The sequence below is a fragment of the Pseudomonas sp. LBUM1648 genome (assembly GCF_059716145.1).
In genome coordinates, this window is the sequence record NZ_CP166808.1 from 616,380 (window position 1) to 639,338 (window position 22,959).

13 protein-coding genes are annotated in these 22,959 nt (G+C 58.9%); 9 read left to right on the top strand and 4 right to left on the bottom strand.

Translation table 11 applies throughout. The features are described from left to right. The first annotated feature begins 103 nt into the window (after window positions 1-103). The 7 genes from rnr to dnaB all read left to right on the top strand — a co-directional run bounded on the left by rnr (window position 104) and on the right by dnaB (window position 7,402). Window positions 104-2,734 (top strand): ribonuclease R, encoded by a 2,631-nt coding sequence (gene rnr, locus ACA043_RS02695; RefSeq protein WP_489880348.1) that lies wholly within the window; start codon window positions 104-106, stop codon window positions 2,732-2,734. Further along, on the top strand, window positions 2,731-3,498 hold the full coding sequence (gene rlmB, locus ACA043_RS02700) for a 23S rRNA (guanosine(2251)-2'-O)-methyltransferase RlmB (RefSeq protein WP_042557396.1): 768 nt from the start codon (window positions 2,731-2,733) through the stop codon (window positions 3,496-3,498). Before rnr ends, rlmB begins: the two co-directional genes overlap by 4 nt. Window positions 3,499-3,805: 307 nt before the next feature. After that, window positions 3,806-4,228, top strand: coding sequence for a 30S ribosomal protein S6 (rpsF, locus tag ACA043_RS02705; RefSeq protein ID WP_095187325.1), 423 nt, complete (start codon window positions 3,806-3,808; stop codon window positions 4,226-4,228). Window positions 4,229-4,256: 28 nt separating this feature from the next. Continuing rightward, the gene (rpsR, locus tag ACA043_RS02710) at window positions 4,257-4,487 is read left to right on the top strand and encodes a 30S ribosomal protein S18 (protein WP_002551829.1); all 231 of its coding nucleotides are present in this window, start codon (window positions 4,257-4,259) and stop codon (window positions 4,485-4,487) included. Between the two features lie 36 nt (window positions 4,488-4,523). Beyond that, window positions 4,524-5,417, top strand: coding sequence for a hypothetical protein (locus ACA043_RS02715; RefSeq protein ID WP_187677872.1), 894 nt, complete (start codon window positions 4,524-4,526; stop codon window positions 5,415-5,417). 19 nt (window positions 5,418-5,436) lie between these two features. Next, complete coding sequence (rplI, locus tag ACA043_RS02720; RefSeq protein ID WP_187677871.1) at window positions 5,437-5,883, top strand: 50S ribosomal protein L9; 447 nt, start codon at window positions 5,437-5,439, stop codon at window positions 5,881-5,883. 121 nt (window positions 5,884-6,004) lie between these two features. Next, window positions 6,005-7,402, top strand: a complete 1,398-nt coding sequence (gene dnaB, locus ACA043_RS02725) for a replicative DNA helicase (RefSeq protein ID WP_187677870.1) — start codon at window positions 6,005-6,007, stop codon at window positions 7,400-7,402. Between the two features lie 34 nt (window positions 7,403-7,436). Here dnaB and ACA043_RS02730 read toward each other — a convergent pair whose 3' ends face one another. From ACA043_RS02730 to ACA043_RS02745, 4 genes are read right to left on the bottom strand one after another with little or no spacing between them, the layout of a single operon-like run. Next, a complete protein-coding gene (locus tag ACA043_RS02730; protein ID WP_497658570.1) occupies window positions 7,437-10,271 on the bottom strand; it encodes an NEL-type E3 ubiquitin ligase domain-containing protein in 2,835 nt (944 codons plus the stop codon). 41 nt (window positions 10,272-10,312) lie between these two features. Further along, window positions 10,313-11,905, bottom strand: a complete 1,593-nt coding sequence (locus ACA043_RS02735) for a hypothetical protein (RefSeq protein WP_497658571.1) — start codon at window positions 11,903-11,905, stop codon at window positions 10,313-10,315. Between the two features lie 17 nt (window positions 11,906-11,922). Next, complete coding sequence (locus ACA043_RS02740) at window positions 11,923-14,517, bottom strand: hypothetical protein (RefSeq protein WP_497658572.1); 2,595 nt, start codon at window positions 14,515-14,517, stop codon at window positions 11,923-11,925. A gap of 35 nt (window positions 14,518-14,552) precedes the next feature. Further along, window positions 14,553-16,808, bottom strand: a complete 2,256-nt coding sequence (locus ACA043_RS02745) for a hypothetical protein (RefSeq protein WP_497658573.1) — start codon at window positions 16,806-16,808, stop codon at window positions 14,553-14,555. Between the two features lie 233 nt (window positions 16,809-17,041). Between ACA043_RS02745 and ACA043_RS02750 the strand changes: the two genes are divergently transcribed. Both ACA043_RS02750 and ACA043_RS02755 read left to right on the top strand, forming a co-directional pair. After that, complete coding sequence (locus ACA043_RS02750; protein WP_187677868.1) at window positions 17,042-19,354, top strand: YgiQ family radical SAM protein; 2,313 nt, start codon at window positions 17,042-17,044, stop codon at window positions 19,352-19,354. A gap of 324 nt (window positions 19,355-19,678) precedes the next feature. Then, entirely contained in the window at window positions 19,679-22,954 is a 3,276-nt protein-coding gene (locus ACA043_RS02755; RefSeq protein ID WP_497658574.1) for a transglutaminase family protein, read from the top strand. Window positions 22,955-22,959 lie beyond the last annotated feature (5 nt).

The window sequence follows — 22,959 nt, forward strand, 5'->3', positions numbered from 1 at the left end:
GCGTCGATACAGGGCTTTAGAAGGGCCTTTATAGTCTGAAATTTCCCGTTTGATGACGCCTATGCCAAACTAACCCGTATATAGACAAGGTGAAAACTCTCTAATGGCCGATTGGCAGTCCCTCGATCCCGAGGCCGCTCGTGAAGCGGAAAAATATGAAAACCCTATTCCTAGCCGCGAACTGATCCTGGCGCATCTCGCCGATCGGGGTTCGCCTGCTGCCCGCGAGCAACTGGTCGAAGAGTTTGGTCTGACCACAGAGGACCAGATCGAAGCCCTGCGCCGCCGCCTGCGCGCCATGGAGCGCGACGCTCAGCTGATATACACCCGTCGGGGCACGTATGCGCCAGTGGATAAGCTCGACCTGATCCTCGGCCGCATCAGCGGTCACCGTGACGGTTTCGGCTTCCTGGTGCCGGACGACGGCAGCGATGACCTGTTCATGAGCCCGGCGCAAATGCGTCTGGTGTTCGACGGTGACCGCGCGCTTGCCCGTGTTTCCGGACTCGACCGTCGCGGTCGCCGCGAAGGCGTGATCGTTGAAGTGGTGTCCCGCGCTCACGAAAGCATCGTCGGTCGCTACTTTGAAGAAGGCGGTATCGGCTTCGTCGTTGCGGATAATCCGAAGATCCAGCAAGAAGTGCTGGTCACTCCGGGCCGCAATGCCAACGCCCAGGTCGGTCAGTTCGTCGAGGTGAAAATCACCCACTGGCCAACGCCGCGTTTCCAGCCGCAAGGCGATGTGGTCGAAGTGGTCGGCAACTACATGGCGCCGGGCATGGAAATCGATGTCGCGCTGCGTACCTACGACATCCCGCACGTCTGGCCTGAAGCCGTTCTGAAAGAAGCGGCCAAGCTCAAGCCGGAAGTCGAAGATAAAGACAAAGAGAAGCGCGTCGACCTGCGCCATCTGCCGTTCGTCACCATCGACGGCGAAGATGCCCGGGACTTCGACGATGCGGTCTACTGCGAAGCCAAACCGGGCAAGCTGCGCTTGTTCTCCGGCGGCTGGAAGTTGTACGTGGCGATTGCCGACGTTTCCAGTTACGTGAAAATCGGCTCGGCGCTGGACAACGAAGCCCAAGTGCGTGGCAACTCGGTGTACTTCCCCGAGCGCGTGGTGCCGATGCTGCCTGAGCAGCTGTCCAACGGCCTGTGCTCGCTGAATCCGCAGGTCGATCGTCTGGCCATGGTTTGCGAGATGACCATCTCCAAGTCTGGCGAAATGACCGACTACTGCTTCTATGAGGCGGTGATCCACTCCCACGCTCGTCTGACCTACAACAAGGTCAGCGCGATGCTGGAAACGCCGAAAGCGACCGAAGCGCGCAAACTGCGTGGCGAATACACCGACGTCGTGCCACACCTTAAACAGCTTTATGCGCTGTACAAGGTGTTGCTGGCAGCCCGTCATGTGCGTGGCGCGATCGATTTCGAAACGCAGGAAACCCGGATCATCTTCGGTACCGAGCGCAAGATTGCCGAAATCCGTCCGACCATCCGTAACGATGCGCACAAGCTGATCGAGGAATGCATGCTGGCGGCCAACGTGGCTACCGCCGAATTCCTGAAAAAGCACGAAATTCCTGCGCTTTACCGCGTTCACGCGGGGCCGCCACCGGAGCGTCTGGAAAAACTGCGCGCCTTCCTCGGCGAGCTAGGTCTGTCCCTGCATAAAGGCAAGGATGGTCCATCGCCGAAGGACTATCAGGCTTTGCTGGCGAGCATCAAGGATCGTCCGGATTTCCATCTGATCCAGACCGTGATGCTGCGTTCGTTGAGTCAGGCGGTGTACAGCGCTGAAAACGACGGTCACTTCGGCCTGAATTACGAAGCCTATACCCACTTCACTTCGCCGATCCGTCGTTACCCGGACCTGCTCACGCACCGCGCGATCCGCAGCGTGATCCATTCGAAGCAGGACACCCCGCACGTTCGCCGTGCCGGTGCGATGACCATTCCGAAGGCACGCATCTATCCGTACGACGAAGCGGCACTTGAGCAGCTCGGCGAGCAGTGCTCGATGAGCGAGCGCCGTGCTGACGAAGCGACTCGCGACGTGGTGAACTGGCTCAAGTGCGAGTTCATGAAGGATCGCGTGGGCGAATCGTTCCCGGGCGTGATCACCGCCGTGACCGGTTTTGGCCTGTTCGTCGAGCTGACCGATATCTACGTCGAAGGCCTGGTGCACGTCACCGCGCTGCCGGGCGATTACTACCACTTCGATCCTGTGCATCACCGCCTCGCGGGTGAGCGCACCGGTCGTAGCTTCCGTCTCGGCGACACCGTTGAAGTGCGTGTAATGCGCGTCGACCTCGACGAGCGCAAGATCGACTTCGAGATGGCGGAAAAAACCATCAGCGCGCCGATCGGTCGCAAAAAACGTGGCGCCGAAACCGCTGCTCCAGCGTCCAAGGCTTCGGAAGAAAAGGCTCCGGCAAAAAACGCCGGTCGTCGTCCGGCCAAAGAGAAGGCTGCCGAAGCCTATCGCCCGAGCGACGCCGTGGCGAAAAACGCCGAGCTGCGCAAAAGCCGTGAAATGAAGAAAGCGCTGCTTTCCGATGCCAAAAACGGTGGTAAAGCGGCGTCCGGGGGAAAGACCGGACGGTCGGCGCCTGAGAATGCGACCGGCGGCAAGCCAGCCAAACCGAGCAAACACCGTAAAGGCCCGCCGAAAGCGGGTTCTGCTCCAGCCAAAAGTGGCGGGGCACGTAAACCGAAGGCGAAGTCATGAGTCAGTTGGAAAAAATCTACGGCGTTCACGCGGTAGAAGCGTTGCTGCGTCATCACCCTAAGCGCGTCAAACAGATCTGGCTGGCCGAAAGCCGAAACGATCCGCGCGTGCAGACCCTGATCGAACTGGCCAACGAGAATCGTGTTCAGGTCGGTCAGGCCGAGCGTCGTGAAATGGACGCCTGGGTTGAGGGCGTGCATCAGGGCGTGGTCGCGGACGTGAGTCCGAGCCAGGTCTGGGGCGAGGCGATGCTCGACGAACTGCTCGACCGTACCGACGGCGCGCCGCTGCTGCTGGTGCTCGACGGCGTGACCGATCCGCACAACCTCGGCGCTTGCCTGCGTTCGGCGGATGCTGCCGGTGCGCTGGCGGTGATCGTGCCGAAAGACAAGTCGGCGACCCTGACACCAGTGGTCCGTAAAGTGGCTTGCGGCGCGGCGGAAGTGATTCCGTTGGTGGCAGTGACCAACCTTGCGCGCACCCTGGAAAAGCTCCAGCAGCGCGGTCTGTGGGTTGTCGGCACGGCGGGTGAGGCCGAGGTCAGCATTTATGACCAGGACCTGACCGGCCCGACCATCCTGATCATGGGTGCTGAAGGCAAAGGCATGCGTCGCCTGACCCGCGAGCACTGCGACTATCTGGTGAACCTGCCGATGGCCGGTAGCGTCAGCAGCCTGAACGTCTCCGTTGCGACAGGCGTGTGCCTGTTCGAAGCGCAGCGTCAGCGCGGTGCGAAAGCCAAGGCTTCCGCGAAGAAGTCCTGAGTCGAACACGGTACAAATGTGGGAGCGAGCCTGCTCGCGAAAGGGGAGTGTCAGTCGACGTAAATGTTGCCTGACAGACCGCATTCGCGAGCAGGCTCGCTCCCACAGTGTTTTGTGGTGTGGCATGAATCGGTGATTGTTCAAATAATCACCAATTGCCTTGCACCTCTTCAGTCCCTTCTCTACAATTGCGCCCCTTGCTGTGACGGCAGGCACGCATGTGCCCCGCGCCGGCAAGTCCATAAGTGTCATTCACTCCTTGTCTGACCGTTTTTGAGCGGCAGGCTACAACCCGTAAGGAGCATTCATGCGTCATTACGAAATCATCTTTTTGGTCCACCCGGATCAAAGCGAGCAAGTCGGCGGCATGGTTGAGCGTTACACCAAGCTGATCGAAGAAGACGGCGGCAAAATCCACCGTCTGGAAGATTGGGGCCGTCGTCAACTGGCCTACGCAATCAACAATGTTCACAAGGCTCACTACGTGATGCTGAACGTTGAGTGCACTGGCAAGGCTCTGGCCGAGCTGGAAGACAACTTCCGCTACAACGATGCAGTGATCCGTAACCTGGTCATCCGTCGCGAAGAAGCCGTTACCGGCCAATCCGAGATGCTCAAGGCTGAAGAAAACCGCAGTGAGCGCCGTGAGCGTCGCGACCGTCCTGAGCACGAAGGCGCTGAAGGCGCTGATAGTGATGACAGCGACAACAGCGATAACGCTGACGAGTAATCCACGGACCTTTTAAGGAGCCTATCAAATGGCACGTTTCTTCCGTCGTCGTAAATTCTGCCGCTTCACCGCTGAAGACGTGAAGGAGATCGATTACAAAGATCTCAACACTCTGAAAGCCTACGTATCCGAGACCGGCAAAATCGTTCCAAGCCGCATCACCGGTACCAAAGCTCGTTATCAGCGTCAGCTGGCCACCGCTATCAAGCGCGCCCGCTTCCTGGCCCTGCTGGCCTACACCGACAGCCACGGCCGCTGAGACCGGGCAGTCGACAAGTAGCAAAGGATTGAATGCATGCGTGCCTTAGCTGAGTTCATCATGCGAGGCCGTATGCAGGCCACTCTCGTGGTGGCCGGATGTGCAACATTGCCGTTGTTGTATTGGTTGGGTGCTGCCGCCGGGAGCCTTGTGCTTCTGCGGCGCGGATTGACGGACGCCCTTGGCGTTCTGTCCCTGGGGTTGCTGCCGGCATTGATCTGGTGGCTGTATGCCGATGATCCACGGGCACTTCTGGTGCTGCTGGGATCTTCGGGGCTTGCGTTGGTTTTGCGCGCAAGTGAATCCTGGGTTCGCACGCTGCTGGTCAGCGTAGTGGTTGGAGTGGTGTTTTCAGTGGTGCTCGGGGCAGCGTTTGCGGCCCAGATCGAGATGCTCGCGCAGGCCTTGATAAAGGTCATGCCGGCGCTTCTCGGTGAGACCTACAAGCAATTGTCGGTCGATGAGCAAGCGCGTTTCGCGTCCCTGATTGCACCAGTCCTGACTGGACTGATTGCGGCTCTGTTGCAGATCGTCAGCGTGCTGAGCCTGATTGTCGGGCGTCATTGGCAGGCGTTGTTGTACAACCCGGGTGGTTTTGGTCGCGAGTTTCGCGCCATCCGGATCCCGCTGGGGCCGGCGATGTTACTGCTGGCGTTGATGCTTCTGGGCCCGAATCTCGGTGCACAGATGGCCATGTTGACGCCGTTGTGCAGTGTACCGCTGGTGTTCGCCGGACTGGCCCTGATTCATGGGCTGGTCGGGCAGAAGCGACTGGCCGGTTTCTGGCTGGTGGGGTTGTACGTAACGCTGTTGCTGTTCATGCAGCTGATCTATCCGTTGCTCGTGGTTTTGGCCATTGTCGACAGCCTGATTGATTTTCGCGGTCGTCACGTGTCGAAAGACATCGATAGCGCGAACGGTGAAGGTTAAAAGTTAAGAGGATTTTCACATGCAACTGATCCTTCTGGAAAAAGTCACCAATCTGGGCAACCTGGGTGACAAAGTGAACGTTAAGGCCGGTTACGGTCGTAACTATCTGCTGCCTTACGGCAAAGCTACCGCTGCGACCCCGGCCAACCTGGCTGCGTTCGAAGAGCGTCGTGCTGAGCTGGAAAAAGCTGCTGAAGACCGTAAAGCATCGGCTGAAAGCCGTGCTGCCCAACTGGCCGAGCTGGAAGTGACCATCACTGCCACCGCTGGCGACGAAGGCAAGCTGTTCGGTTCGATCGGTACTCACGACATCGCTGACGCACTGACCGCCTCCGGCGTTGAAGTGCAGAAGAGCGAAGTTCGTCTGCCGAACGGCACCATCCGCAACGTAGGCGAATTCGACGTAGCCGTGCACCTGCACGCCGAAGTTGAAGCCACCGTACGCGTTGTCGTGGTAGCAGCTTAAGCAACACCTGATCGGCTGGCGGCTTGTCCGTCAGACGGTTAACATCGGGCACGATCCTGTTCACAGGTCGTGCCCTTTGTCTTTCTGGTACTCCCGTTTTCAACCCTGACTCCAAGTGGCCATGAACGAAATCTCCGCACCCGAGCAATATGATCTGCAAACCGCCGCCCTGAAGGTGCCGCCGCATTCCATCGAAGCCGAACAGGCTGTACTCGGTGGTCTGATGCTGGACAACAACGCCTGGGAACGCGTGCTCGATCAAGTCTCCGACGGCGACTTCTATCGTCATGACCACCGCCTGATCTTCCGTGCGATCGCCAAACTGGCCGATCAGAACTCCCCGATCGACGTTGTGACCCTTGCCGAGCAATTGGACAAGGAAGGTCAGACTTCGCAAGTCGGTGGCCTCGGTTACCTCGGCGAACTGGCGAAAAACACGCCGTCCGTCGCCAACATCAAGGCCTATGCGCAGATCGTCCGCCAGCGAGCGACGTTGCGCCAACTGATCGGTATCAGTAGTGAGATCGCCGACAGCGCTTTCAACCCGGAAGGGCGTACCGCCGAGGAAATCCTCGACGAAGCCGAGCGCCAGATCTTCGCGATTGCCGAGGCCCGCCCGAAAACCGGCGGCCCGGTAGGTGTGAACGATCTGCTGACCAAGGCCATCGACCGCATCGACACCTTGTTCAACACCGACAACGCCATTACCGGCCTGTCCACCGGTTACACCGACCTCGACGAGAAAACCAGCGGGCTGCAACCGGCCGACCTGATCATCGTCGCTGGCCGTCCATCGATGGGTAAAACCACCTTCGCCATGAACCTGGTGGAGAACGCCGTACTGCGCAGCGACAAAGCGGTGCTGGTGTATTCCCTCGAGATGCCAGGTGAGTCGCTGGTCATGCGTATGCTTTCCTCGTTGGGCCGCATCGACCAGACCAAGGTGCGTTCTGGCCAATTGGAAGATGATGACTGGCCTCGCCTGACCTCAGCGGTCAACCTGCTCAACGATCGCAAACTGTTCATCGACGATACCGCCGGCATCAGCCCGTCGGAAATGCGTGCGCGTACCCGGCGCCTGGCGCGGGAACACGGTGACATCGGCCTGATCATGATCGACTACCTGCAACTGATGCAGATTCCAGGATCGGGCGGCGACAACCGGACGAATGAGATCTCCGAAATCTCGCGTTCCTTGAAAGCCCTGGCCAAGGAATTCAACTGCCCGGTGGTGGCGCTGTCCCAGCTCAACCGCTCTCTGGAGCAACGACCGAACAAACGACCAATCAACTCCGACCTCCGGGAATCCGGAGCCATCGAGCAGGACGCCGACGTCATCATGTTCGTGTACCGGGACGAGGTGTATCACCCGGAAACCGAGCACAAAGGCATTGCCGAAATCATCATCGGCAAACAGCGGAACGGCCCGATCGGCTTTATCCGCCTGGCGTTCATCGGCAAGTACACCCGTTTCGAGAACCTCGCGCCGGGCAGCTATAACTTCGACGACGACGAGTAAGAATTGGCCGAAATCATTCGGCCAGCTCTCCTCTTCAATCGTGTTGTTCGCGCTGGCCCGCTACCTCCTCGGCTGTACGGCGGGTTGAGTGTTCGGCCAGTTCTTGCCGGGTCAAGGTTTCGATCAATGCAGCTTCTTCGATCGCAAGCGATGCTTGCAATGCTTTGGACTGCGCGTCGTAATCGTCAAACGAAAGCGTCCCGGCGGTGTGCGTATCGTCGAGTGTGGCCTGTCGATCCTGAAACGGCTGGCGCTGGGATTCGAACTGTGTTCGGTACTTGTGAGTGACGAATTCCTGCCAGAACTCCCTCGACACCAGCGCCTGAAATTCTTCAGGGGAGTTATCCAGAGCGATGACTTTTTTGTACGCGGCGTCCAGTTGCGCCTGTGACACGCTGATCAGGAGATCAAACACCATACGATCAGGCTGGCCCGGCAGTTGCAGCCGATCTTTGAGGCGGTGGCGATAGAAAAGTCTGATCTCGACTTCCTCCTGCACATGAGGCGCGGGAGCCGGAAGGTCTTCTGGTCGCTGAGGCCCTCTGGATCCGATGATTCTTGCCTCACGCTGCGCAATGTCCGCCGAAGCAATTTTGTCTACCTCGTGCAAGCGGAACAATCCTCTGGACAGCGCCGACAACTGCGGGCCTTCTGCCTGGCTGCGAGCCTTGGCGCGAGCGTTGTGCATCATTGTCCTGACCTCCAGATTGGCGAATGTGAAGGCTGCGCGATCGCAGCAGGTTGCTTCGCCGGCCCGATCAAACAGTTCCCTGCGCAGGCGTTCGGACTCAGGGCTGTTTTCGGTAATGCTGTCGATCACCTTCCAGACCCGTCGCTGGGTTTCGTTGCCACCAGCGGCATCCGGCAACAAGAGGTTAAGGGTATTGAACAGACCCTCCGAGCCTTGCTGATCACGCAGTGTTTGCCATTGCGCTGTTCTGGTCGATACCTGAGCGCTTGTCATTCCGGCTGTCCAGCGTGCCATCGGGTCATACGCCGCAGGTCGGATGATGACAGGCGCGTGATCGCGCGCGGTGTCGACCAGGTTGTACTGGCCGGTCAACGGTGTTTCGGCTTCTATCAGGCGGTCGTTGTAAAGGGACAGTCGGGTGCGGGTGGCCGGGGAGAGCGGATTGTTGGTGATGTTGGTCACGTTGTTGACGCGAACCGTGTGCGCAAGTCGTTCAGTCGTTGGCGCAATGACCGCATCGGGGATTTCCTCGATCCGGTTGTTGCTCAGATCCAGGGTGTCCAGCAGTGGCTGATCGGCAATACCGGTCGGGAAAGTGTCGATACCCGTGTTGGCCAGATTGACCGAGCGCATGTCGATTATCTGGCTGAAATCCGGTGTGATACCCAGTTGCGGATTCTCATGCAGCCACAGTGCCCGCAATGTGGTGCGCTCTGATAGAACGCGGGCGGTTTCGGCTGTCAGGGAGATCTGGTTTTTCTGCAGAAACAGTCGGGTCAGACCGTTCATTTCGCCAATGGCGGGTGGTAGCTCGCGCAATTGATTGTGCGAAGTATCCAGCCAGCGTACGTGGCGGAATCGGGTCAGAAAACCCTCTGGTGAAGTGCTCAGATCCATATTGCTCAGTTTCAATGAGCCGACGTGACTGAAATCCACGTCGATGTCCGGCAGGCTTGGCAGTTTCAGGCCGCTGAGGTCCAACTCCAGGCCGATGGGGGTCCTGTCATTGGCCAGTTTTTGCGGTGTTTCATGCCTCCAGCAACTGATGATCCGGTTGCTTGCCGTGGCACGATCGAAACGGTCGGCAGCGTTGATCTGCAACTGATTCGCGCGAATATAACCCTGACGGTTGCCGCCTCCAGAAAAAGTCCAGGCCTCCAGTTGGGTTTTCAACGTGTTGAATTCCAGTTCAAGGCTGGCGAGCCTTGTGCCGGCAGTGCCTTGCTCAAGGTTCCAGAGGTACTCCCTGCACACCTTGATATCTTTGCTCGGATAAAGACGCCGGTATCGCTGTGCTCTTGAGTTTTCGCTATCAAATGCAGCGGGATGTTCCGGGGTCATCAGTTCAGGATGCGCTGCGTGCAGGCGCCGCCAGTAGCCATCGAACGTTCTCCAATAGTCGGAAGGAAAATCGTTGCCCTCCAATAAAGTGGCGCCGTTGATTCTGGCGATCGAGGCCAGTTGTTCGGGCTCGGGGTTGATGATTGCCTGCGGTACTTCAGTCAATTGGTTGTTACGCAAGTCGAGCCCCGTCAAGGCCGCTTTACCCACCAGTCCGGTCGGCCACTGATCAATCCCTGTGCTGTTCAAGTCCAGGTTTGTCAGCTCGGACATGGCACTGAAGTCGGGCACTGTTTTCAGTGGGTTTTCTGACAGATTGACGAACTTCAGCCGGCTCAACCCGCTCAGTCTTGCCGCACTTTGCTCATCCAGTTCAAGGCTGTTCGAACTCAGGTCCAGTCTGATCAGTTTGTCCATATCACCGACGCAGGCCGGCAATTTGCGAAGGCTGGAATGATTGATGGATAGACTTTCCAGGTGGGTAAAGTTGCTGAGGAATGTGTCGCCAGCATCCGACCAATTGATTGCCTGGAGTTCAAGCAGGCGCACATGGCTGAAATCCGCCGTCAGGGCGGGTAGCGGGCCACTTCCGGTCGGTAGCCTTAATATCTCTCCCGATTCCTGAAGCCAGCAGGTTTTGATTATTCTGGCGACACGTTGCGGCGCCCAGAGCCTGACGGTGGCGGCATCAACGGAAGCATCGTATTGCTTGCCGGCCACATAATCTTCCAGCTGTGCTTCAAGCGAGTCGAAATCCCGCAGGCGTCGGGCCAGCTCTGCATCACCCAGTTGCAACACGAAATCCCTGACCGCTTGTGCGTCCTTGTCCGGGTACATTCGCTGCACCTTGGCCAGCTCTGGAATATCTACGTTCAGTCTCAGTCCTTGCGGTGGGCCGAGCTGGACAACTCTGGATGATCCGCCGCCAGGCGGCGCCAATACAATTCCAGGGTTTTCCAATAGCCGGGAGCAAAGGCATTGCCTTCGATGAGGGTGACACCGTTGGTTCTGACGCTGGCCTCAAGCTGCTCGGCGGGAGGATTGAGTAGCGTCTGTGGTACTTCTTGCAGGCTGTTATTACGCAAATCGACGATTTGCAGGCCGGTCTGGTTTTGCAAGCCAGTTGGCCAATAACCCAGTTGCGCATTGCTCAGGTTCAGCACTTTCAACCCGGTCATCGTACTGAAGTCGGGGGACATGTTCAGTGGATTGTCTGAGAGGTTGAGGTTTTCGAGTTTGCCGAGAGTACCGAGTATCACCGCTGCTGGTGTGTCCAGCCGAATCCGGTTTGCACTCAGATCCAGACGGGTCAGGTCATGCATCCGCGCGACGGAGGCTGGCAGTTTATCCAGCGTGGAGCGGGTGACGGTCAACTGTTCCAGGTGTGAAAAACTGCTGAGGAACGTATCGGCTTCGGGCGACCAGGTAACGGATTCCAGAGACAGCTCCCGGACATGGCTGAAGTCTGCTTTCAGTGCCGGCAGGGTGCCGCTGCCGGCTTCGAGTTTCAGCGATGGGCCGGTCTCCTGGCGATAGCAGCGCTTTATTTCGTTGGCGATCTGTTCTGCCCAGTCTTTTGCTGTTCCGGGCGTCGAAGACGACGCATTGCTCCAGAGCGTCAATTGCTGCTTGAGGGTTTGGTATTCGGCTTCGCGGCGGCGCAACCCGCCTTCGACGTCGCTGCCCAGCGAACGAAGGTATGCGGCGATCTGTTCCTCAGACATGGACCGGAACAGCCTCTTCGCGCGGGTTTGCGGACTGCGCAGTCGATTGACGATGGCGGTAATCTGCTCGCGCAATCGTCGATGAGCAGGGCGCACTTGCCCACCATCGGGCCGGAGTAATCCACCATTGCCGGGGTCGGTCGTCGTAGACGTGGGGGGGAGGCTTTCCTGTGGACGCCAGAGCCCGCTTTCTGTGTCGCGCAGCAGCACCGGGCCGAGGGCATCCCGCTCGGTCGATAACCTGGCCCGATACTGTCCGGTATCCGGATCGACCCCGACCAGCACGGTACCGCCATCGGGAACATCGACGTAACGCCGCCGCCCGCGCACCCGGAATCCATCGGCGTTGGGAGCCGGCAGATCAGGCGGTACGGTGATCCAGTAATGCGCCAGGGGGCGCTGTTCACGATTAAACACGGCCACTGTGGCAGGTAACTCATGAATCGTTATCGCCGGTAACGGCGTGATTGCATCCGGGTCGGCGTTACCCGCGACCCTGCCAAACCCCTCCGGGCCAAGTACTCCCGGGGCGGTCGTCGGGCCGAAATCGACACGCTGTGGCGTTTCGTGTCTTACGGTTTCCGGCCCTTGTTGCGTAGGTCGTTTATGGATTTCTACGGTGCCTTTGAGAGGCAGTCTGGGTGACATTTTTTCATCCTTGAAAGGTTGCCCGTCAGTGCCCGCGACGGGCACTGCAAAGCGTTCGGCGTCATTGCCGGTTTGTCGTCGTATGGCCGCCAGGCCCATGGCTTGGGCGCAGGTATTTACTCGGCTCGCACAGAAGGGGTCTGCGCCAGTGCGAATATTTTGTTCGCGGTCTTGCCGTCGAAGGTTTCGCGCCAGATCGCGGTATGGGGCAAACCAGCCTGTTCATCGCGCCGCTGAGACTCTGCGCCCCGTCTGCTCTGTTCAAGCGTTTTGAGATGACCACCCTTGATCGAGAAGTTCAGGGGATGGCTGTCTTGCCTTTCATAGTGAAAGTGGGCTTCCCAAAGCGGTGCATCGTCGGCGCGATCACTGATCGAATACACGTCAAGAAATGACTTGTCCTTGCCTTTGCCCAACTGCTTGCGATTAACCGTTTTATTGACATTGAGCTCGTCCCGATCCAACAGGTAATTCAGGCGCATGATGTCCAGCACGTCTTTGTTTTTGTACATCCGCACCAGGATCTTCTGGCCTTGGGTTGTCATGGAATCAGCTGCGGCTCGCAATCGCCTGGCCAGATTGATGATCAGGCGGTCCTCGACATCTGTTTCGTGGTTTTCCAGTTGTCTTGCCTGTTCGTTAAGCAAATGGGTTTCCCTGCCCAGATCTTCGACAATTTTTGTCGGGTTGATTTTTTTTGCTTCCTGCATCTTCGCGTAGGCACTGTGCTCTTCGACCTTGGCCAGTAACCGGTTTGCCTCGCTGATAAGTTGTGGGCGCGGTGTTCTGTTTATCGGAGGAAGTACAGGTAGCCATTCATCGTCTAATTTTTTGTAGCGTCTGGGCGGCGAGTCGGGGCGCAATGGGTCGGGAACCTTGATGGTAATGCTCCCGTCCGCCCCGGCTTCGGTTTCACCGACCAGTACTCTGTAGGTGCCGTGCTGACGGGTTCGAAACATTTTTTTGGCGGGCGCTGGACGGGTCGTCTCGGCGTTGATGGGCTGTGACGGGATGAAGTCGAAATCGATGTCCTGATCAAGGCTCGGCAGATCGGTTCGGCGCTCGGATACGTCGAGGATTTCGGTCAGTTTACTGTCGATTTTCTTCTCGATGGGATCGATCAGGGCAATGATCTCCTCGAGGTATTCGGCTCTGGGGCTTTGCTCGGCCAGCAGCGTTTCAAAGCGGGTTCGGTCTCCCCTGAGCTGATCAAGGGCCAACAGCAATGCCATGGGCTGCTCTCGTTCCGGGACGTTTCTCAGATCGCCGGTGATCAGGTCGATGGCCGATAGCGAGGGCATGGTAGCGTCCGGCGCATGTTCGGGCGTGTCCGCAAACAGGTGGACATAAAGGGCCAGTTTGTTGAAGTTGATGCGATCCGCTGAAGCTACCTTCTGGCTCAGTTCAGTGAGTTGCGGGATCGCTGCGGGGGACGCTTTTCTGATTTGCTCCATGACCACCTGGCGCTCCTCGAGGATCTTCAGCTTCTTGTTCAGGTGGGTGATGCATTTCTTGCAGCTCTCGGCGCTCACGTCCGTCACCGCAGGCCTGGCCCGGAGGTCCATGACGGCCATGAGCCTGTTGAGGTATTCCACTCGTTCAATCCGGAAGGTATGCAGTTCCCCCCTGAATAGCCCGCCTGCCTTGAGGGTGGTCAGCCAGTCTCTGTTGTCGACGAGCGACTGCACAAAGGCTGTTTGCTTTCTGATGTGCTTGAGCAGATGGACTTCAACGGCCACCAGTGCCGCTGTCCTGCCGGCGCCATCGGCCTGTTCTCTGGCCTGACTCCACAGGGTGTCGTACTGCGTGGCTGATTCGATCAGGGCGGTGTGAGCATTCTGGAAAGGTTCATAACGCTGCATCAAGAGGGCTATGTTGGCTTGCGCTGAGTCATGGCGACGCATGCCACCCCTCAGTCCCGTGAGAATGGAAGCCCAGGTGTTCTCCTCGTTTCGTGTGATGGCCCGGGTCTCGCCGCTGCGACTGGCGCGATAGATATTCGCGCCGTCGGTGGCGACGGGATCCTTGGGGTTAACGATGCGCCACACTTTGTGCGCTGGCGTAGACGCGTCAAGATCGCTCATCACCTGATAGGCGTGTTCGTGGATGATCACGTAGAGCTTGCCGTCGTGGCGAAACAAGCCGTCGCTGCCGGGTTCGACAGTGCTGAAATCCAGCCCCGTGCGAAAGGCTTGCAGGCTTGCGTTGGTCAACGGGAGTGGGCTGGAGGCGACATCATTGAGGGGATGCCATAGGCCGCTGTCGATGTCGCGTAACAAGGCCGGTCCGGAGGGAAGTAATTCACTCGCCAGTCTTGCCCGGTAAAGTCCAGTGTCCGGATCCATCGCGACCAATGTGATGTGGTCGTCGGGCAAGTCGACATACCGTCGCCCCTTATGAATTCTGAAACCCTCGGTGTCGGCATTCGGTAACGCCGCATTGGAACTGATCCAGTAATGCTCCAGCAGGGGCTGTGCTGACACCGGGGGATCAACACTGACGGGGTGCATTTTGACCGTTACAGCGGGTGCTGGCAGGATCGCATCAAGTTCGACGCCCACCGGTTTGTTCTCCTGCCCTGCTAGAAGGTGTGTCGACGGATCTGTGCTGATACGGTGCAGCGTGTCGGAAGGGTCCTCGTTCTTCGGTCGCCTGGTGGGCATGTGAACATCGACCGAAGCGTTGATCCGGGGCGGTAATTTGACTGCCATGGGTTTTTTCATCCTTGAAAAACGGGTTGTCTGGCTTAAGCGACCAGCTCAAATATTTTCTGCGCGGTTTTGCCGTCAATGGTTGCTCGCCAGATGGGGACATGTTCCCGTCCGGCCTGCGCGTCCCGACGCTGGGCAGTTATGCCCAGCCGGCTTTGCTCAAGGGTCTTGAGGTGGCCGCCCTTGACCATGAAGTTCAGCGCGGCGCTGTCCTTTTTTTCGTATTTGAAATGGACATGCCACAGAGGCACGGTGGTGTGTTTGTCGTTCAGCGAATAGACATCGAGAAAATATTTGTCCTGGCCCTTGCCCCGTTCCAGCCGCGCAGGTTTCTCTTTGCTGACACTCAGGTGGCCCTGGCTGAGTAGATACGCCACACGGTCGACGCTTAAGAAAGTGGGGTCCTTGTAGAGTGCGATGCGAATTTTTTCGCCTTCGTTGCGCAGGCGCTCGCTGTCATGTTTGAGCTGCTGGGCGAGGGGCGCGATATCGAGGGTGGCCGGATTCGGCGCCCGTTCCATCTGTTGACGAAGATCATCGAGGTCTTCGGCCTTGCCCTGCAGAAACTCGACGATGTTGGTGGCGTTGCGTTTTGCGCTTTCGTCTTGCCGGGCCTTGGTCAGATGTGATTCCGATAGTTCCAGAAGTCGCTGGGCCTGGACGGTCAGCGTCGACAACTGCCTTTCTTGCAGAGCAACCCGCCGCTGCCATTCACCTTCGCGGCGCTCATAGGTTTGCAAGACTTCCGTGGGGTTGTGCGGATCCATGACATCAATTACTTCTTCGCCCTGGGGGGTTCGACGTGACTGCCCGATCCGGATCTTGTAAACGCCATGGTGTTTGCTGCGAAACATCTTTCTTGAGGGGTGTGCAGACGGACTCGTGACCTGGGCCGGAATGAAGTCGAAGTCAATCGGCTCATCCAGTGAGGGAAGGGTTAAGGTTCGCTCCAGTTCCTGGTGATAAAGCTCTATGCGCTGTTCGAGGGTGTTTTCGAAAGCCTGAATGGCTTCGGTTATTTCTCGCCGGGAGCTGTCCAGGAGAGTATCGGCTGGCAATGACATCTCTTCGTACGACGCCCTGATTGCTGCGCATTGGTCGATCAGGCAGCTCATTACCGGAATGCGTGCGCCTTCCGGGATGCTTTCGATATTGCGGAAGGTGCGCGTTGCTTCTGAAAACGAACTCGACAACACAACGTATTGCGCGGCGTCGGGCACCGGTTCGCTGGCCAGCAAGTGGCTTTTGGAATGAATCCAGTTGGCCGTGTTTGTATGGATTTTTACCGGGTCGTAGCCAAGCTCGATCAATTCGACTTTCAGGTGGGGGGATCGGGTCAGGATGTCGTCAACTATGAGTTGGCATTTGCGCAAGTTGGCCAATTTGCCTTTCAAATACCCTGCCATCGAGCGATGAGCCTCCAGGGGACGGCCATAGTAGGACGATACGTCGATTGATTTACGCAGATCACCGGCCTCCAGGACATCGAAATAGACTTCGACTTGCCGCTTCTGAACGCCCACCAGCTCTGTCTCGTAGGAAAAGCGACCTTTGTACAAGAGAAGCGAGGCCTGGTTCCTGATGTAGAAGTTCACGGCCTTTTCCAGAGTCGCCAGTTGTCTTTGACACTGGATTTCGAATTTGACCAAGGCGTTTTTTTCCCCTTCTTTCCTGGCCTGTGCATGCCAGGCGGCCCTTAGTTCTTCCGTGAGCTTCACCGCCTGCGTGATCGTGGTGATGTGGGCGTCCAGTTCCTGATTGAGCGCATCGATTGGACGCAGTGGCAGTGAACCCGGTGAATCCTCAAGCGGGTGCCAGAGCTTGCTGTCATGGTCGCGTACCAACACTGGGCCGAATGCTCTTTCGGTCATCAATTTGGCTCGATACAGGCCCATGTCCGGGTCGATCACGACCTGAACGTTGCGGCCGCCCGGCACATCGACGTAGCGGCGTCCGTGCAGGGTTCTGAATCCCAGTGCATCGACATCGGGAAGGCTGACTTCGACAGGTATCCAATAGTGCTCGAGTGACCGCTTTCCTGACGAGGGAGCGCCGGCGGAGGTCGACGCTATCGGATGAGTCGTGGCCCGAGTGGTTGAAACTCCCTCGCGGGGAGGTTCACTTGAGCGGGGGCTCGACCCCGGAGCATTCCGTATCGCAGAAGGGGTTGATGGGCCGCTATCCATGGGTGGGGAAATAGCGGGTCGCGGCGTGTCGGTATCCACCTGCGGCGCCGGGCGTGTATGAGCACCGCTGGTGACGGAGCCCTTGATGGGTAGTTTTGGTGACATTTCTTCATCCTTGAAGGGTTGTCATATCAGCAATCGCAAATCGTTGGCTGATGGTGAATTGGATTTGGGTAGCGGTTTTTGCATCCATGTGGGGGTAATGACAGCACACGAATGCACTGCGTGATGCCGAGGGCAGGGTCACAAAGAGAAACCGACCATTGCCGTCGGAATTGGTCAAATTTTGTGCTATATTCCGCGCCCGCGATTTTTCATCTCAACACCGGTCGACCGACATGCAAGCAGCCAAGCCGTTATTTGACTATCCAAAATATTGGGCCGAATGTTTCGGGCCAGCGCCATTCCTGCCGATGAGCAGGGAGGAGATGGATCAGCTTGGCTGGGACTCCTGTGACATCATCATTGTTACGGGAGATGCCTACGTCGATCATCCGTCTTTTGGCATGGCAATCATTGGCCGGCTGCTGGAGTCTCAGGGCTTTCGCGTCGGGATCATTGCGCAGCCCAACTGGCAGTCCAAAGACGACTTCATGAAGCTTGGCGAGCCGAACCTGTTTTTCGGCGTCGCGGCCGGCAACATGGACTCGATGATCAACCGCTACACCGCGGACAAGAAAATTCGTTCCGACGACGCCTATACCCCGGGCGGCATGGCCGGCAAGCGTCCGGATCGTGCGAGCCTGGTCTACAGCCAGCGCTGCAAGGAAGCCTACAAGCACGTGCCGATCGTGCTCGGCGGCATCGAAGCCTCCCTGCGTCGCATCGCCCACTACGACTATTGGCAGGATCGCGTGCGTAACTCGATCCTGATCGACGCCAGCGCCGACATCCTCCTGTACGGCAACGCCGAGCGGGCCATCGTCGAAGTTGCCCAGCGTCTGTCTTACGGTCACAAGATCGAAGACATCACCGACGTGCGCGGCACCGCGTTCATTCGCCGTGACACGCCGGCGGGCTGGTACGAAGTCGATTCCACCCGTATCGACCGTCCGGGCAAGGTCGACAAGATCATCAACCCGTACGTGAATACCCAGGACACCCAGGCCTGCGCCATCGAGCAGGAAAAGGGCCCAGTGGATGATCCGGAAGAAGCCAAGGTCGTGCAGATCCTGGCCAGCCCGCGCATGACTCGCGACAAAACCGTGATCCGCCTGCCGTCGGTTGAAAAGGTCCGTGGCGATGCCGTTCTGTATGCCCACGCCAACCGCGTGCTGCACCTGGAAACCAACCCGGGCAACGCCCGTGCGCTGGTACAGAAGCATGGCGAAGTCGACGTCTGGTTCAACCCGCCGCCGATTCCGATGACCACTGAAGAAATGGACTACGTGTTCGGTATGCCTTACGCACGTGTTCCGCATCCTGCGTACGGTAAGGAAAAGATCCCGGCCTACGACATGATCCGTTTCTCGGTGAACATCATGCGTGGCTGCTTCGGTGGCTGCACCTTCTGCTCGATCACCGAGCACGAAGGCCGGATCATCCAGAACCGATCCGAAGAGTCGATCATTCGCGAAATCGAAGAAATCCGCGACAAGGTGCCGGGCTTCACCGGCGTCATTTCCGACCTCGGCGGGCCAACCGCGAACATGTACCGCATCGCCTGCAAAACGCCGGAAATCGAATCCGCGTGCCGCAAGCCGTCCTGCGTGTTCCCGGGCATCTGCCCGAACCTGAACACCGACCATTCGTCGCTGATTCAGCTTTACCGCAGCGCCCGTGCGTTGCCGGGTGTGAAGAAAATCCTGATTGCCTCCGGCCTGCGTTACGACCTCGCGGTCGAATCGCCGGAGTACGTCAAAGAGCTGGTGACCCACCACGTCGGCGGTTACCTGAAGATCGCCCCGGAACACACCGAGGAAGGTCCGCTCAACCAGATGATGAAACCGGGCATTGGCAGCTATGACAAGTTCAAGCGCATGTTCGAGAAGTACACCAAGGAAGCGGGCAAAGAGCAGTACCTGATTCCGTACTTCATCGCCGCGCACCCGGGCACCACCGACGAAGACATGATGAACCTGGCCCTGTGGCTCAAGGGCAATGGCTTCCGCGCCGACCAGGTTCAGGCGTTCTACCCGTCGCCGATGGCCACCGCCACCGCCATGTACCACTCGGGCAAGAACCCGCTGCGCAAGGTCACTTACAAGAGTGACGGCGTGACCATCGTCAAGAGCGAAGAGCAGCGTCGTCTGCACAAGGCGTTCCTGCGTTATCACGACCCTAAAGGCTGGCCGATGCTGCGTGAAGCGCTGCAGCGCATGGGTCGCGCTGATTTGATCGGGCCGGGCAAGGATCAACTGATTCCGCTGCATCAGCCGTCCACCGACAGCTACCAGAGCGCCCGTCGCAAGAACTCGACGCCGGCTGGCAGCCATAAAGTGGCGAAAGAAGGCAAAGAGAAAACCACCAAGATCCTCACCCAGCACACCGGTCTGCCACCGCGTGCCAGTGATGGTGGTAATCCGTGGGACAAGCGTGAACAGGCCAAGGCTGCGGCGTTCGCCCGCAACCAGCAGGCTGCCAAGGAGCGCAAGGACGCGGCCAAGGGCAAAGGGCCGAAGCCGGCTCGCAAGCCGGTCGTCCCACGCTAAAACAGAACGCCAACCTTCGGGTTGGCGTTTTGCATTTCAGGTCTCCCGACATGTGGTGGCGCGGCCGACCCCTTCGCGAGCAGGCTCGCTCCCACAGGTGACCGCATTCCAAATGTGGGAGCGAGCCTGCTCGCGAAAGCGCCCGATCAAACACTGCATGAACCAATGTCGCCACATTTAGGCGCAACTTTGCCAAAGCATTTCCCCGCATCGCCCGATTTTGGTGCTGTACTGCCTTGAGCATTCCGGGAAAGCGCCCAAGCCTGTGCATGGCATAACTCTTGCGCGCTTTCGAATACGCTTAAGGCTCGCAGGAGGCACGCCGTGTCGATTCATGTCGCATTGCATCACGTCACGCATTACCGCTACGACCGCGCTGTCGAACTCGGCCCGCAGATCGTTCGCCTGCGCCCGGCCGCCCACAGCCGCACGCGGATTCTGTCCTATGCGCTGAAAGTCTCGCCCGAGCAGCACTTCATCAATTGGCAGCAAGACCCGCAGGGCAACTACCTCGCGCGGCTGGTTTTCCCCGAGAAAACCGATGAACTGCGCATCGAAGTCGATCTGCTGGCCGAGATGGCGGTGTTCAATCCGTTCGACTTCTTCCTCGAGCCTTACGCCGAGAAAATCCCCTTCGCCTACGCCGCCGATGAGCGCAAAGAGCTGGCGCCGTACCTCGAAACATTGCCGCTGACGCCGAAGTTCCAGGCCTATCTGGACGGCATCGACCGCACGCCGCTGCCGGCCGTGGACTTTCTGGTGGCACTCAATCAGCGCCTGAGCGAAGACATTGGTTACCTGATCCGCATGGAACCGGGCGTGCAAACCCCGGAACACACCCTCGAACACGCCTCCGGTTCCTGCCGCGACTCGGCGTGGCTGCTGGTGCAACTGCTGCGCAATCTGGGGCTGGCGGCACGGTTTGTCTCTGGTTACCTGATTCAACTGACCGCGGATGTAAAAAGCCTCGACGGCCCCTCCGGCACTGAAGTGGACTTCACCGATTTGCACGCCTGGTGCGAAGTGTATTTGCCGGGTGCAGGCTGGATCGGTCTCGACGCCACTTCCGGGCTGTTCGCCGGTGAAGGGCATATTCCCTTGGCCTGTAGTCCTGATCCGTCTTCGGCGGCACCGATCAGCGGGATGGTCGAACCTTGCGAGACACAGTTCTGCCACGAAATGTCGGTGGAGCGAATCTGGGAAGCGCCGCGGGTCACCAAGCCGTACACCGATGAGCAATGGCTGGCGATTCAGGCACTGGGGCGGCAGATCGACGCCGACCTGCTTGAGGGCGATGTACGCCTGACCATGGGCGGTGAGCCGACCTTCGTCTCCATCGACGACCCGGATGGCGCCGAGTGGAACACCGCGGCCCTGGGCGAGGACAAGCGCCGGCTATCCGCCGAGCTGTTCCAGCGCATGCGCAAGCATTACGCCCCGAAGGGGCTGGTGCATTTCGGCCAAGGCAAGTGGTATCCCGGCGAGCAATTGCCGCGCTGGTCGCTCAATTGTTATTGGCGCCGCGACGGCGTGCCGATCTGGCAAAACGATGCGTTGATCGCCGACGAGCAGCAGGATTACGGCGCCAATGGCGAACTCGCCGGGCGTTTTCTCGCCAGTGTCGCCGAGCGGTTGAAGTTGCCTGCGCGCTTTGTGTTTCCGGCCTACGAGGACAATTTCTATTACCTCTGGCGCGAGGGTTCGTTGCCGAGCAACGTCAGCGCTGAGGATTCGCGTCTGGAGGAGCCGTTGGAGCGCGCACGACTGCGCAAAGTCTTCAGTCAGGGACTCGATAAGGTAATCGGTCAGGTGCTGCCACTGGCGCGTACTGCCAAGGGCGATCAATGGCAGAGCGGGCGCTGGTATCTGCGTGACGAGCATTGTCGGTTGGTGCCGGGGGATTCGCCGCTGGGTTACCGCTTGCCGCTCGGTTCGCAGCCGTGGGTGAAAGCGGCCGAATATCCGTTTGTTCATCCTCAGGACCCGAATCAGGACTTCCCGGAGCTACCGGATACCGCGCAACTCAACAGTCACGGCGATCCGGCCAACGCTGACGAGCGCCTGCCGAAAATCGACGAATCCGCCGATTGGCTGACGCGCACCGCGTTTTGCGCCGAGGCCCGCGAAGGGCGCTTGTACCTGTTCATGCCGCCGCTGGAACGGGTCGAGGATTATCTGGAGCTGGTGGCGGCGATCGAGGCCACCGCCGAAGAGCTGCATTGCCCGGTGCTGCTGGAAGGTTACGAGCCGCCGAGCGACCCGCGTCTGAGCAATTTCCGCATCACCCCGGATCCCGGCGTGATCGAGGTCAACGTGCAGCCGTCTGCAAGCTGGGACGAGTTGGTCGAACGCACCGAGTTTCTCTATGAAGAGGCACGCCAGACTCGCCTGACCACCGAGAAATTCATGATCGACGGCCGCCACACCGGCACGGGCGGCGGCAACCATTTCGTCCTCGGTGGCGCAACGCCGGCGGACTCACCGTTCCTGCGCCGACCGGATCTGCTGCGCAGCCTGATCAGCTACTGGCATAACCACCCGTCGTTGTCGTATCTGTTTTCCGGGTTGTTCATCGGCCCGACCTCTCAGGCACCCCGGGTCGACGAGGCGCGCAACGATGCGTTGTATGAGCTGGAAATTGCCTTTGCACAGATGCCTGAACCGGGCGAGGAGTGCGCGCCGTGGCTGGTGGATCGACTGCTGCGCAACTTGCTGATCGACGTCACCGGCAACACCCATCGCGCCGAATTCTGCATCGACAAACTGTATTCGCCGGATGGCGCTACCGGTCGCCTCGGGCTGCTGGAACTGCGCGCCTTTGAAATGCCGCCGCACGCGCGCATGAGTCTGGCGCAGCAATTGTTGCTGCGGGCATTGGTTGCACGCTTCTGGCGCGAGCCGTATGCGCCGCCGAAACTGGCGCGCTGGGGCACCGAGTTGCACGATCGGTTCATGTTGCCGCACTTTATCGAACAGGATTTCGCCGACGTCATCGTTGAGCTCAACAGCGCCGGTTATCCGTTGCGCGCCGAGTGGTTTGCAGCACATCTGGAGTTTCGCTTTCCCAAGGTCGGCGATTACGCGGTGAACGGCATCGAGCTTGAGCTACGGCAGGCGCTCGAGCCATGGCATGTGCTGGGCGAGGAGGGCGCGGTGGGTGGCACGGTGCGTTACGTCGATTCGTCGCTGGAGCGTTTGCAGGTCAAGCTCAAGGGTTTGCCGCCGCAGCGTTATTTGCTGACCTGCAACGGCATCCCTGTGCCGCTGCATCCGACCGGGCGGGTCGGTGAGTTCGTTGCTGGCGTGCGTTACCGCGCCTGGCAACCGGCCAACTGTCTGCAACCGACGATCCCGGTGCACGCGCCGCTGGTGTTCGACCTGCTCGACACCTGGATGGCGCGTTCGCTGGGCGGTTGTCAGTACCACGTCGCGCATCCCGGTGGCCGTAACTACGAGACGTTGCCGGTCAATGCCAATGAAGCGGAGAGTCGGCGCATGGCGCGTTTCTTCCGCATCGGCCACACGCCAGGGAAACTTCCGATACCGAACCTGACATTGTCTGACGAGCTACCGATGACTCTCGATTTACGACGCTTTTAAGTCCT